The sequence below is a fragment of the Eubacterium sp. MSJ-13 genome (genome assembly GCF_018918235.1).
GTDB lineage: Bacteria > Bacillota > Clostridia > Lachnospirales > Lachnospiraceae > Butyribacter.
The window spans coordinates 1-13,695 of record NZ_JAHLQE010000081.1 but is presented as its reverse complement, the minus strand read 5'-3'; the positions used below and the strand labels follow the sequence as shown (position 1 = coordinate 13,695).

At 34.8% G+C, this 13,695-nt stretch carries 10 protein-coding genes and 1 other annotated feature; of the genes, 1 reads left to right on the top strand and 9 read right to left on the bottom strand.

Annotated features, from left to right (window positions below; genetic code table 11):
- Nucleotides 1-64: 64 nt before the first annotated feature.
- From KQI69_RS04930 to KQI69_RS04915, 4 genes are all read right to left on the bottom strand, one after another.
- The gene (locus KQI69_RS04930) at nt 65-1,021 is read right to left on the bottom strand and encodes a hypothetical protein (RefSeq protein WP_216564238.1); all 957 of its coding nucleotides are present in this window, start codon (nt 1,019-1,021) and stop codon (nt 65-67) included.
- Nucleotides 1,022-1,131: 110 nt separating this feature from the next.
- Entirely contained in the window at nt 1,132-2,061 is a 930-nt protein-coding gene (locus KQI69_RS04925) for a hypothetical protein (RefSeq protein WP_216564237.1), read from the bottom strand.
- Between the two features lie 143 nt (nt 2,062-2,204).
- Nucleotides 2,205-3,590, bottom strand: coding sequence for a HAMP domain-containing sensor histidine kinase (locus KQI69_RS04920; RefSeq protein ID WP_216564236.1), 1,386 nt, complete (start codon nt 3,588-3,590; stop codon nt 2,205-2,207).
- Between the two features lie 17 nt (nt 3,591-3,607).
- Nucleotides 3,608-4,258 carry a response regulator transcription factor gene (locus KQI69_RS04915; protein ID WP_216564235.1) on the bottom strand — a complete coding sequence of 217 codons (651 nt, stop codon included), beginning with the start codon at nt 4,256-4,258 and terminating at the stop codon, nt 3,608-3,610.
- Nucleotides 4,259-4,815: 557 nt separating this feature from the next.
- On the opposite strand from KQI69_RS04915, the gene KQI69_RS04910 reads away from it, so the two are divergent.
- Nucleotides 4,816-5,613: a Cof-type HAD-IIB family hydrolase gene (locus tag KQI69_RS04910; RefSeq protein WP_216564234.1), complete on the top strand. Its 798-nt coding sequence runs from the start codon at nt 4,816-4,818 to the stop codon at nt 5,611-5,613.
- 108 nt (nt 5,614-5,721) lie between these two features.
- Here KQI69_RS04910 and KQI69_RS04905 read toward each other — a convergent pair whose 3' ends face one another.
- The 5 genes from KQI69_RS04905 to KQI69_RS04885 all read right to left on the bottom strand — a co-directional run bounded on the left by KQI69_RS04905 (nt 5,722) and on the right by KQI69_RS04885 (nt 13,353).
- The gene (locus KQI69_RS04905; protein WP_216564233.1) at nt 5,722-8,616 is read right to left on the bottom strand and encodes a glycosyl hydrolase; all 2,895 of its coding nucleotides are present in this window, start codon (nt 8,614-8,616) and stop codon (nt 5,722-5,724) included.
- Between the two features lie 327 nt (nt 8,617-8,943).
- Complete coding sequence (gene rplL / locus KQI69_RS04900) at nt 8,944-9,306, bottom strand: 50S ribosomal protein L7/L12 (protein WP_216564232.1); 363 nt, start codon at nt 9,304-9,306, stop codon at nt 8,944-8,946.
- A gap of 97 nt (nt 9,307-9,403) precedes the next feature.
- Nucleotides 9,404-9,904, bottom strand: coding sequence for a 50S ribosomal protein L10 (gene rplJ / locus KQI69_RS04895; RefSeq protein WP_216564231.1), 501 nt, complete (start codon nt 9,902-9,904; stop codon nt 9,404-9,406).
- A gap of 97 nt (nt 9,905-10,001) precedes the next feature.
- Nucleotides 10,002-10,145: a sequence feature (ribosomal protein L10 leader region), on the bottom strand.
- A 124-nt stretch (nt 10,146-10,269) separates the two neighbouring features.
- Complete coding sequence (locus tag KQI69_RS04890; protein WP_216564230.1) at nt 10,270-11,907, bottom strand: ATP-binding protein; 1,638 nt, start codon at nt 11,905-11,907, stop codon at nt 10,270-10,272.
- Between the two features lie 177 nt (nt 11,908-12,084).
- Complete coding sequence (locus tag KQI69_RS04885; RefSeq protein WP_216564229.1) at nt 12,085-13,353, bottom strand: chloride channel protein; 1,269 nt, start codon at nt 13,351-13,353, stop codon at nt 12,085-12,087.
- Between the last annotated feature and the right edge of the window lie 342 nt (nt 13,354-13,695).

Here is a 13,695-nt window from a genome sequence, read left to right as displayed (position 1 = left end):
GGTTCATTTGAGCCCCTTTTTCTTTGGCTCATTTTTTCATAGCTTACTTGACACTATCCTATTCTCAATAGTCGTACTGCAAACTACTGATATAATTTCCAAGCAAATCATATGTCGCTTCTACTTTCTGACCATCATCCATTTCTCCGAAAATTGTGACACTTCCCGATAAAATATCCTGTCCCCATAGATTATATTTTTCATAAGTATCATTTTTTATCTCTTTAACAATGTTTATGCCATATACATCTTTTAACTCTTGTTTAATCCTGTCTTTAGCCTCATTTATGTACTTGTATACCTCTTTTTTATTTTTTGAAATAGACTCAAACTTATCTAATTTTTCCTGTACTTTTTTCATTTTAGCTTTCGATGCTAATAGCCACTGTCCCGGATACTCAACTAAATCTTGGCTGATTGACTTGCTTGCGGACATATATTTTCCGTTTTCTGCCAAAGTTGAAAACCAAGCCATAGTTTCTATTTGTATAAGCGTGTCATCATCAATAATATTTGGAATTTTAAAAAATATATTGCACTGTCTGATCAAATTTCCATAAAACTTTCCATTTACAATCTTGTTCTCATCTCTCTTCCAGTCTATTTCTGCCGTTATCTTATCTTTCTTTCCTTTAAGCTCCTCCAACATATAATTCCAGCCGCTGTTTTCGGAACTGTCAATAATATCCCTGAACGTCCTTTTATAACCATAATCGCCAGCCTGTTCCTCATCTGAAAGATATTCTCCCGTTTTTATGTCTTTATATCTTATAAACGATATCTCATACCCCTTATAAGAATATTTCTCAACAATCTCCTTATCCATCTTCTTTTCAATCGGCGTCTCACCCTCCAAACTGGCACTTGAAACATCAATACCTGCTTTCGCTACATCTCCGTCTTTTATATCTGATGCCTCCGTCTTTACATTCTGATATTTCATTGCACCCATAAGACCAAAACATCCTACTGAAAACATCGCTGTAGTAGCTATCATTAAAAATTTTTTATTATGTTTCATGACTATTTCCTCCCTATTTTATATCAACCAGATCCCTGCATACCCAAAATATCTATAATATATATTTCACACAAAAATCCAAAAATGTAATCTGATTTTTTGTTATACTATTATCTGTAACTGAAATAACTTATATAACCTCCAACCAGATCATACAGAGCCTCTATCTTCTGACCGTCATCTGTCTGTCCGTAAAACATAATATTTCCATCAGCAATATCTTTAAAAGCATCCTCCTCTTTAACAAAATTTATACCGTACACATCTTTTAACTCTTTTGTTACCTCACCTTTAATCTTTTCGATATACTCAACTGTTTCCTTTTTATTTTCTGCAAGTTTTTTCAACTCATCTAATTTTTCTTTAATTTCATTTCTTTTACTTTTAGATACTAATGCCCACTGTGAATACTCCATGAGATTCCAGCTCTCTGATCTGCCTCCGGCTATATATTTTCCACTTTCTGCCACTGTGGTAAAACCACCTATGTTTTGTCTCTGTCTAAGCTGTGTGTCTTCTTTTATATATGGAGAGTTAAATCTTATACAGCACTCTCTCATCAACTTCCCATAGAATTTTCCGTTTATGATCTTGCTGTTATCCCTATGCCAGTCTACTTCTGCCGTTATCTTATCTTTCTCTCCCTTGATTTTTTCCAACATATAGCCCCATCCGCTGTTTTCAGATTTGTCAATAATATCCCTGAATGTCTTTTTGTAACCATAATCGCCATCCTGTTCTTTATCTGAAAGATATTCTCCTGTTTTTATGTCTTTATATCTTATAAACGATATCTCATATCCCTTATAAGAGTATGTCTCAACAACCTCCTTGTCCATTTTCTTTTCCTCTTCTGAAGGTGTCTCACCCTCCATTCGCTCACTTGTAACATCAACCCCTGCTCTAGCCACATCATCGTCCTTGATATCAGATGCCTCTGTTTTCACATTCTGATATTTCATTGCACCCATAAGACTTAAACATCCTACTGCAAATAAAGCTGTCGTCGTTACCATTAAAATTTTTTTGTTATATCTCATAACGCTCATCCTCCCTATCCATACTTTTTTAAGTGAATACATCGCTCAAAAACTTCATTCACTTTATAATATATGGTACAGACCATTGCTTATCAAAAAACAACCATAAGGTTATCAAATGGTAAACATTTCAGATTCTTAATTTACTGTAATGGGATTTTCACCGTCACAGTTGTTCCAACTCCCTTTTCAGAACTGTATTCCATCGTTCCTTCATGCTTTTCTACTATCTTCTGACAGAGCGACACACCAAGTCCTGTTCCCCCCTGCTTTCTGCTTCTCGATTTATCCACACGATAAAATGGTTCTTTTATCTTTTCAAGTTCCTCAGCATCCATTCCGCACCCGTTATCACTAACTTCAAAAACAGTTTGTTTTCCGGTCGTATATACATATGTACTTATTTTTCCAGACTCATCTGTTGCCCTGAATGCATTTTCAAATATATTTCTCAAAAGCGTTTCCAAAAGCTGCTCATCGCCATATAATTTGTCAGTTTCAACTTTCCAGTCCGCTTCAATCTCTTTTCCCGCAAATCTTTTCTTCTGCCAGTCCGCAAGTTCATCTGTAAATTTTTTCATATCAATACTTTCTTTTTTTATATCGGAATGTCTTATCACCGCAAGATCTAACAGTTCATATGACATATTTTGCATACGCCTTGCCTCATGCCCAATAAATTCCAGACATTCCATTCTTTCTTCATCAGAAATCTTTGCTCTCTCCATATACTCCACGAATCCACATATTCCGGTTACCGGAGTCTTCATTTCATGTGCGAGATTATCAATAAACCACTGCTTTCTCTCGGCTTCGTCCATAATCTGTTTCATATTTTTTTCTATGGTTTCCGCCATTATATTTATATTTTTTCCAAGAACGGCTAACTCATCACTTCCATGTATATCCGTTCTCGTTTTGAGATCACCGCCTGCCATTTTCTTGACAGTTTCATTCAGATTAACTACAGGTTTTATACATTTTTGCAGAACAAATACCATAAATATCGCCATGATAACAGATATTCCAAGGCTTCCCAGTGCATAATATACCCTGATGTTATTCCACATACTGTCAAGATTATACAAAGTTTTCTCATAACCAAAATAAAAAATGTTTTTATTATATTTTTGTGCTTTAAAAACCATCAGCCTTGTGTGACCATCAATATATAATTTAATAACTTTATTGTCTGTAATATTTTTTTGCTGACCTTTAAAATGAGATTTATCCGAATAATAGACCTTTTTTTTGCTTGTCCCTTCCCACAATCCAAGTTCAATTTTCTGCTGTTTATAATAATTTGTATATTTCTGAATTATATTTTTTATATCAGCATCATTGATATCCGGATCCTGCATCTCACCATAAATCTGATCTATTATCATACCAAAATCTCCGATTGCCTGCTTTTTCTCCGCTGAAATATTTTCCTTATATGTAATACCAAAAAGCAGATATATCGCAACATTTAAAATGATAAGTATCGGTATGATAAGTACCACATATAACTTCTGCCATAATTTCATAATCGAACCCTTTCTGCTCAATCTGTTTCAAGCCTGTACCCAAGTTTATTTATCGTACATATCTCTTTTTCAAGCCCCAGCTTTTTCCTGAGTTTTCTTATATGCACATCTACCGTTTTAGTGTCCCCCATATAGTCCCAGCCCCACGCAAGTTCAAGCAGTTTTTCTCTTGACATTGCCATGTTCCTGTTTATGATAAGCACTTCCAAAAGTTCATATTCCTGCGGTGCAAGCTGTACTCTCTCTCCATTTTTAAACACATCATGTCTGTCAAGATGTACCTCAACATCACTTATCTTAAAAACATCGTCATTCTTCTTAGTCCTGCGTAAAACCACATTTATCCTCGCAATTAGTTCAAGGATTTCAAAAGGTTTTACTATATAGTCCTCCGCCCCTATCGACAGCCCATGCAGCTTGTCATCAAGCTCACCTTTCGCCGTCACAAATATAACAGGCACATCTTTAGTCTTTTCCATAACTTCAAATCCTGACATGCCGGGCAGCATAACATCTAGCAGCACCAGATCAAATCCGCCCTTTTCGATCATCTCAAGTCCTTTTCTGCCATCGTATATCTGTGTACATTTGTGACCTACCATTTTAAGATTTCTTGCAACCATCTCATTTATTGTAGTATCATCTTCAACAATTAAAATCTCAGCCATGTTTCCTCCAAAAAACTCAAAATCAACATTAATAACATATATAATATAATACAAAATAGTAACCAAATGATTATCATTTTACTATTATTTTTTTCCAATACACTAACTCACCCCTTTATACTTTCTCTTAGGCACACCACTCCATTTTTCTCATACAATAGATAATAATACACCTGTTAACAGCCGTATGATAACACAGCGAAAGGAGATATCAAATTATGTTCATCAAAAACTGCATCAAAAAATCAACACAATACAACTGCTGCCTTGACAGAAAAGCCATATGCATGAAACGCTCATGGGACGAGATTTCAAAAATGCTCGACACCTTCTGCGATTGTAAGAAATGTAAAAAATGCTGCAAAAAACGCCCTAAATGCAAATGCAGGCACTAAATCCACATATTGATATTCCCGCATATATGTTAAAAACATCTTCCATTCATATATTAACTTATTTTGGCATACATGTTAAAATACATGTATATTTGATTAAAAAGGATTACAGATACTATTAAATATACAAAATTTTATTTATAACTTTATTTAGGAGAAAATATGTTTACACCAAAACTCATAGTTACGGATTTAGATGGAACTGCATTAAAAAATGATAAAAATATATCAAAGGAAACGATTGCTGCATTTGAAAAATGTCGTAAAAAAGGTATCCACATTGCAATCGCAACAGCAAGATATATAGGTGGTGCTTCTTATTATGCACAAAAACTCCACGCCGATTTTCAGATACTTACCGACGGAACGCTTGTCTATCAGAATGACATACTTGTCTACTCACGCACAATGACTAAAGATATGACAAACAATATCCTGAATGAACTGAAAAAATACGGCTATACTTCGCACATAGCTATCCCAACCACCACAGCACTGTACAGATATCCGTCGGATAAGCATCGTCCTTCTGATAAACCCGCAAATATAAATCGCCACCGTTCTCACGGAATTTCATTTGATATAGACAAACCTTTTCCAGAAGAAGCCTGCAAAATAGTAGCACATCTTTCCAATGATGATAACGCAAAAGCAATCTCTGATAAATGCGGATGTGGATATTTTCACTACCGCGGCGAAACTACATATACATTTTTTCATAAGAAAGCAAGCAAACTTGATGCCATACAACATATTACAAAGCTGCTTGGTATCTCACTTTCAGAGGTCTGTGCATTTGGTGATGATATAAACGATATTGAAATGATAGAACACTGCGGATACGGTGTAGCAATGGAAAACGGACTTGATACCGTAAAAGAAAAAGCTGATATCGTTACATTATCAAACGAGGAAAACGGAGTGGCAAAAATACTGGAAAATTTCTTGTGCAATGAATAAAAGAAACAGCAGTCCTCGCTTACAAAGGATTGCTGTTTCTTTTTTATTTATAAAAGGGATAATTATGAGAATTTATTTTTTACTTTGTCAGACAATTACAAACTGATTTTATTTTCCGCTTACAATTTCAAAATCAGCTTCTGTCTTTGTTGTTGTAACCGCCGTTATGTTGTCATAATACAATGTACCTTTAACACGACCGTCTTTTACTGCTTCTGAATCTGATATAGCATTGATCCATAAGCCGAATGAATTTATCTTTACTGCATCATTTACAAGTCCACCTTTTGGATTTCCTTCAGTATCACGCTGACAGAACTCTGAGAACGGAATCGTTACTATCATTGGCTTATTGCCGTTCTTTCTGAACTCTTCATATGTATTTAAATATGCTTCATATGTTGTTCCATTTGCGTTAATCTGAATTACTGTTTTCTGGTTGTTTCCATCAGGCACCATATAGAACTGAAGTGCATTGCAGGCTGACCAGTCAACCTCTTTAGAAATCGTAGCACCGCCCCATCCTGTTTCAGTTTCGTCATACACAAACTTCATTCCATATGTTCCGCTGTCTTTGTTATCTTTGTCAAGTGAAAGCGTAATCTTGCAGTCACTATCTGCATTTGTTGTCCACGCTTTATTAAGCTGGTCATCTACACCATAATAATTTTCAAATCCGTCAATAAGATATGGATCTTCTTTTGCAGGTTGAATATTCCATATTGCAGAAATCTTCTGAACCTTTTTATTGTTGATGTACAATGAAATCGTTCCAAGTTTCTTACCGAGCTTTTTAAGTTTTGCAGCCGTAAGTTTTACACTGTAATAGCCGTCCTTGCCAGCTTTTGCATTTAATGTAACCTTTGCTGTTCCCTGCAATACAAACTTAACTTTTGTATTTTTTGTTGCACCTGTAAGTTTTGCTTTAAGTGATGCTGCTTTCAAAAATCTCTGACCTGAAATAGGTGCTGTGATATAGCCTGTCACCCCTGTAACTGCAGCTTTGCCTTTAATAGTTCCAAACTTTTCACTGTTTAATACTTTTTTCTGATTTGCTGCAAAAATACTTCTTGAATCATTATAGAATGAGATAAAACTGTCAAGCATCTCATGTCCATGTAATGTTCCATCTTCGTTTACAGAATCAACATATGGAGAGTAATATCCATCTGTTTTTGCAAAGTTTGCCCAAAGAAGGAAGAATGAAGCATCAGACTCTGATACGATATCAAGTACATTATTGTACCAGTCTTTATTCTTATTTCCACTTTTAAGAAGTGCTGTCTGGCTTTCTCCCGGCTGTGTATCATTTGAAATTCCTGTCTCAGACACAGCTACAAGTTTGTTATGTTTCTTTGCAAATGATGATGTAACTTCAAGCTGCTTTTTAAACTGTTTCATCCATGTTCCATCAGTTGTAGGATTTTTGTCATACATGTCAAATCCAACCATATCAACATAAGCATCTCCAGGATACCTCACTCCGAAATCAGCAACCGTTCCTGTTCCTGAATTACTTGGGCTATACGCATAAATAAAATTATGTACATTCTTCGTATCTCTTAAATATTCCACTGTATAGCGATATACATTCTTATATGTCTCAGCATCACAGTATGCAGCTCCCCACCAGAACCAGCTTCCTGTTCCTTCATGGAATGGTCTGAAAATAACTGTTCCTTTTACCTGCTTTGCATATTCAGCAATCATATCAAGATATGAAGTAAATACTTTATTATATTTCTGTCCTGGCAATATCTGATTCATAGGATCATTTGTTGTATCTGGTGCAGTATAATGACAGAAATCATATTTTGCATATGCCGGGTCTGTCTTTGCATTATAGTCTGGATTTTCTTCAACATTAGCAAAATTAGGGAAATGTGTAGACATTGTTACTATTGAGCCCTCGCTTATCGCCTCATTAGAAATATTAGCTGCAACCTTGATATTATTTTTTGCAGTTTTCTTTAATGAAGTTCCATGAGATGCATTGTACATATCTACTGTATACTCATCACCATTTAACACCTGTGAATCAAATCCGAATACACCTGAAATACTTCCCGTTACATCTTTTGTATCAGACTCAGTCAATGCTGACGAACCAGCTTTTCTGAGAATGTCATTCTGATGACCATAGATTGCACTATCTGATTTTCCGACAGCCTCAAGATAGGCATATAATTTTTTTGTATTTGCTGAAGCCTTCTTATCAACAAGTTTAAGTGTTGAGGAAATCTTTGTTGTCTGTTTACTTCCATTTTTCTTATAAGTAGTAAGTTTTCCGTTTGAAACCGAAACCTGCTCTTTATCTGAAGATTTTACTGCAATAGTTGAATCTACAGATGAATCTGCTACCGCTTCACGATAAAATGTAAAGTTGTCAAACCATACAGCACCCTTATAATCTGTGAGTTTACCAATCAACTGTATTGCAACTTTTTTCACTGCTGAAGCATTTGCTCCAAGTGCATCAAACTTTAATTCAACCGGTACTTTTACGATAGTTCCCTCAACTGTTTCAGCCTTAGAAAAATCAACATCATTATTGCAGTCAAGTCCCTCATCACAATATAACTTCACAGCAAAATTTCCTGTTGTCATTTTAGATGTGTCATAAAAGAAATCAACCGTTGCACTTGTTGCCCCATTAAGGTTAAATGCATCTGATGTTTCATAAACCGCTGTAGCCTGTGACCAATCTTTGTCAGAATCCTTTGAATAGTCTACATTCATTTTGAGACGGTTATTATCAGCCTCAACACTTGAAGTATCTCCTGCTGAGTAATTGTATTCCCAGCCTGAACCATAATACCAGCCGTCAATTCCTGCATCAAAATCAAACTTTTTGAGCATATCTTTGCCCGTTTCCTCCTGTGCATTGGCAATTGCAGAAAACATATGTTTACCTGATAAAGTCGTTCCAGGAACTCCTGTTGCAGCAATCGCAAGCGACATTGTCAATGCAATGCCTTTTTTAATAAATTTTGCTTTATTCATTCTTCCTCTCCATTTCTGTGCAACATTTTTTATTTAGTTATTTTGTCCATGCATAGATTTTTTAAACTAAATTTATTATATATATTAGTTAATAACATGTCAATATTTAGCTTATTTATTTGTTAGTTTTTCACAGTTTTTAGTTTATTTTAATCTTTAATTTTTGGTTTATTTTGCTTAATTTTTATTTTTTTATCTAAAATTGCTTTCTTTCATAACAAAAAAAGTACCCCACCGGATTTCTCCGATGAGATACTTATTAAAATTCATATAAATCTCAAGCCAAGCGGATATTCACAATCCGCTCTGCTACTTGATACTGTTAAACTATTTAAGTGTAACCTTAGCACCTTCAGCTTCGATCTTAGCCTTGATGTCCTCAGCCTCTTCCTTAGAAGCGCCTTCTTTAACAACCTTAGGAGCTCCGTCAACAACTTCTTTAGCTTCCTTAAGTCCTAATCCTGTTACTTCACGAACAACTTTGATAACCTTAACTTTGTTTGGTCCAACTTCTGTAAGCTCTACATCGAACTCATCTTTCTCAGCAGCACCGTCAGCAGCACCTGCTGCTGCAACTACAACACCTGCTGCTGCAGAAACACCAAATTCTTCCTCACAAGCTTTTACTAAATCATTTAATTCTAAAACTGTCATGCCTTTGATAGCATCGATAAATTCCTGAGTTGTCATCTCATTACCTCCATAATAAATATATTTTTTATTCGTTGCATCAGTTTAACTGATGTAGTTTCTCTGGAAACCTACTGTTCCCTTTTCATTCAAATAATTAAGCCTCTGCAGCTCCATCACCCTTTTCAGCGATCTGATTAAGAACACGAGCAAGATTTGTGATAGGTGACTGTAAAGAACCAAGTAACTTGGAAATAAGTTCCTCTCTTGAAGGGATGCTTGCAAGTGATTTAACACCTTCAGTATCGTAGAATGTTCCTTCTACTACTGCACCCTTGAATTCAAGTGCCTCAGCTTCCTTTGCCATGTTGTTAAGGATTCTGATAGGAGCTGTTGCATCCTCTTTTGAAATAGCGATAGCAGATGGTCCATCAAGTAACTCATCTAACTGAGCAAAATCAGTTCCTTCAAAAGCACGCTTCATAAGTGTGTTCTTGTAAACCTTGTACTCACATCCTGCCTCTCTAAGTCCTTTACGAAGTCTTGTATCCTGTTCTACTGTAAGTCCACGATAATCTACAAGTACAACAGTTGTAGCACCTTCAACTTTTGCCTTAATCTCATCAACTATAGGCTGTTTGATTTCAACTTTTGCCATGAGTAAATCTCCTTTCCTGGGTTCTCCCCATAATCTCCACTGCAGACAGACAATATAGTTTTTCCTAAAAGCTTATCATTATAAAAATAATCACTTTTAGTCAAAATAAAAAACCTCGTCGCATAAATCCAGCCGAACGAGGTGAAAATAATTCATATCGAAATTCATCTTCCTCGGTAGGCGTTTGTACTTACACCGGTTCACCGGCACCTACTGTCTACGGCAGTGTGTTCTGTCATTCACAGAACAGAGATAATAATACTACAACTTAAATATATATGTCAAGCACTTTTTTATATGATAATTTATTTTTATATTTCAAGCACTAAACTCTGCTTTCAGACAATGAAATTTTATTTCTGCCCCTATTGGTTCTCCCCCCCCCCCGAAAACAAATGTTCGATGCTCTTTTTTAATGTTTCCATATTTACAGGTTTTGACAAATGTGTTGTCATTCCTGAATCTATTGATTTTTTTATGTCTTCTGAAAAAACATTTGCCGTCATTGCAATTATAGGTATCTTTTTTGAATCAGGATGACTTCCTTTTCTTATCCTTCTTGTTGCCTCATATCCGTTCATCTTAGGCATCTGGACATCCATAAGTATAATGTCATAATCACCTGTTTTTGACTCTTCAAATTCATGAACGATTTCCTCTCCGTCATGACATATCTTACAATATGCCCCTTCCATTTTTAATAATTCACCCAAAATCTCTGCATTTAACTCGTTGTCTTCAGCACACAAAAACTTCATCCCTGAGATTTTAAAGTCATCTTTAATGTTATTTTCAGATATTTTAACATCTTCTTGTGATAAATCATAAATGTCAAATTCCAGATTTACTTCAAAACAACTGCCTTTTCCTCTTTCACTCTGAACTTCAATCGAGCCTCCCATAAGCTCAACAAGATTTTTTGTTATAGCCATACCAAGTCCTGTACCCTGGATTGAGTTTGTATCATTATTTTTTTCTCTGCTGAATGTATCAAAAATCTTTTCTACAAATTCAGGACTCATGCCCATTCCATTATCCTTAACCTTAAAGCATAAACCTGCTTTTCCATCATTAAAACACGGTACTTCTCTTATACTTATTTCTATAGTTCCTCCAGACTGTGTATATTTTATGGAATTTGAAATTATATTGTTCATGATCTGCAATAGCCTTACACCATCACCCACAAGCATATCATGTTGAATATTTTCCAATGACATGACAAGCCTTTGGTTTTTATCATCCGTTTGCGGTCGAAACATTATATCAAGCTGTTCAATAACATCTTTAATCGAAAATTCTGCATTATATAAAACTGTTTTTCCGCTCTCTATCTTACTCATATCAAGCACCTCATTTATTATTCCTAAAAGATGCTTGCCTGATGCAGTTATCTTCTTTGTATATTCCCTTACTTTTTCAGGAGATTCAGCCTCATGCTCAATAAGTGTGGTTATTCCGATAATTGCATTTAACGGAGTACGGATATCGTGTGACATATTTGCCAGAAAATCACTTTTTGATTTGTTCTCCGCCTCTGCAATCTGTACTGCATTTTTAGCCGCATCATTTTCTGCCTGAAGACTTGCATTTATCTTTCTTTGCTCTTTTGTATTTTTTTGTTCTTCATCAAACGCCTGAGATGTCTGCACCGCCATATCGGTTACAATACATATTACTAAAAAAGACAAAATATACGCTGCCGTCACTTCAAAACAATCATGCTTAAAACACGACCCATGCTTAAATAAAAATCCCAGCATTAAAAATAATAACCAAACACTTGTATTTATTATAAGTCCACACTTCAAAGAAAAACAGCATAATACTGGTACAACAACAATAAATAGTGGTGTAAATACGGCTGCTTTAGAATTGAAGAAAAATATATCAACAATCAATGATATACAAAAAATAACTCCCTGAATAATATACGAATAACTTTTAACCCTATATCTGCCATTTCCAAGCTTTTCTATAAAGTTTCTTTTATCATTTTCCATAATAATCTTTTTTTTCATCCTTTGATGTTAAATTTTATTTCTTATTACATTATAAAATAAGTATATCATATTTTATATCCTTATTCATCCCCAAAAAGCAAAATTTACATATTATTTACTGCGTTCAAAGAATATTACACATATATACTCCAATTTGATACTTTAAAACTGTATCAATCACTCTCTTGCCTTTCTATTTATATACTCAGCTTTATACTTTGAATAAACTATAGTCTGGTCATGGTATAAGCCATAATATCCCGACAACAGATAACTTACACTTATAGCTATAAGGAAAAACGGAACTGCCTCATATCCAAAAAGTTCAAATGCAATAAGCATTGATGTTATAGGACAGTTTGTCACTCCACAAAATACAGCCATCATCCCTACCGCCGCACAAAGTGATGGTGATATTCCTATCACATTCCCAAAAAGGCATCCAAAAGTTGCCCCTATAAAAAATGACGGAACTATCTCGCCACCTTTAAATCCCGCCTCAAGTGTAAGAGCAGTAAAAACTATCTTCCATATAAATGCCATCGGTTTCACATCCCCATGAATAGCCCTCATTATAACAGGAACACCTGCTCCCATATAATCATCTGTATGTAAGATAACGGTGAAAATTATAATAATGATACTCGAAAAAATTATCCTTATATATGGATTTTTTATCTTATCTCTGTAAATATCCCCCAGTCCGTGAAGAACAACACAAAATAAAACACTGAGTGCCGCACAGCACATAGCAAGAATGATTATTTTTAAACTAGGAATCAATTCAAACTGAGGTACATGTAAAATATTAAAAGTATTAGGTCCTATTCCCATATGAGTTGCAAACTTTGATGCGATAAGTGCTGCAAACACACATGGAACAAGTGCTGCATAATACATTACCCCGACACTTACCACTTCCATCGAAAATACGGATGCCGCAATAGGTGTTCCAAATATTGCTGAAAAAGCTGCACTCATGCCGCACATGACAACAATACGCCTGTCTTTCTCATCAAATCTGAATATTCTTCCAAGCTGGTTTCCAATACTTCCTCCAAGCTGTAACGCAGCTCCCTCCCTGCCGGCAGAACCGCCAAAAAAATGCGTTATTATAGTGGAGATAAAAATAAGTGGTGCCATTCTGAATGGTATCTCAGTTTCAGCATGTATTGTAGACAACACAAGATTTGTTCCTTTATCATTTTTATAATTAAAAATACCATAAAGTGCGACTATTATCACACCACCAATAGGAAGTGCAAATATTATCTCAGGATGTTGAGTCCTAATTTCTGTAACAACCCTCAGACAATAAGCAAACAATGTACTAAACGACCCAACAACAATCCCTACTATTGCCGAAAATATACCCCATCTTATAAATCTGTAAATATTCTTATAAATTCTCGATATATAAAACTTTATCATCTGATATTTTTTCATTTTATTTTATATCCTTTTTATTTGTACATACTTTTATCTCTTTATCAATAATTATAATAGAATAATTGTATTTTTGCAAAATTACATTTTCATTTATCTTTATCAGTAGTCATTACTATTATTAGTTATGTCTAACTCATTACACATACACACTTAACCACATTATATGCCTTAAATATATTTTAAATCTGTATTTTTATCTACTATTATTCAAAACACTTTTATACAATTATATAAGCTCTATACAAACAGCTATAAACACTCATTTTTCTTAATATACGGCTGTAACTTTCACGCACATTCACCACTAAACAGTATTTTTTTGCTGTTTTAAAAAAAAAA

Bases quoted from the DNA above. Each gene is read 5' to 3' on its own strand.
- KQI69_RS04930 (WP_216564238.1), bottom strand. From the start codon at position 1,021: ATGAAACATAATAAAAAATTTTTAATGATAGCTACTACAGCGATGTTT.
- KQI69_RS04925 (WP_216564237.1), bottom strand. From the start codon at position 2,061: ATGAGATATAACAAAAAAATTTTAATGGTAACGACGACAGCTTTATTT.
- KQI69_RS04920 (WP_216564236.1), bottom strand. From the start codon at position 3,590: ATGAAATTATGGCAGAAGTTATATGTGGTACTTATCATACCGATACTT.
- KQI69_RS04915 (WP_216564235.1), bottom strand. From the start codon at position 4,258: ATGGCTGAGATTTTAATTGTTGAAGATGATACTACAATAAATGAGATG.
- KQI69_RS04910 (WP_216564234.1), top strand. From the start codon at position 4,816: ATGTTTACACCAAAACTCATAGTTACGGATTTAGATGGAACTGCATTA.
- KQI69_RS04905 (WP_216564233.1), bottom strand. From the start codon at position 8,616: ATGAATAAAGCAAAATTTATTAAAAAAGGCATTGCATTGACAATGTCG.
- rplL (WP_216564232.1), bottom strand. From the start codon at position 9,306: ATGACAACTCAGGAATTTATCGATGCTATCAAAGGCATGACAGTTTTA.
- rplJ (WP_216564231.1), bottom strand. From the start codon at position 9,904: ATGGCAAAAGTTGAAATCAAACAGCCTATAGTTGATGAGATTAAGGCA.
- KQI69_RS04890 (WP_216564230.1), bottom strand. From the start codon at position 11,907: ATGGAAAATGATAAAAGAAACTTTATAGAAAAGCTTGGAAATGGCAGA.
- KQI69_RS04885 (WP_216564229.1), bottom strand. From the start codon at position 13,353: ATGAAAAAATATCAGATGATAAAGTTTTATATATCGAGAATTTATAAG.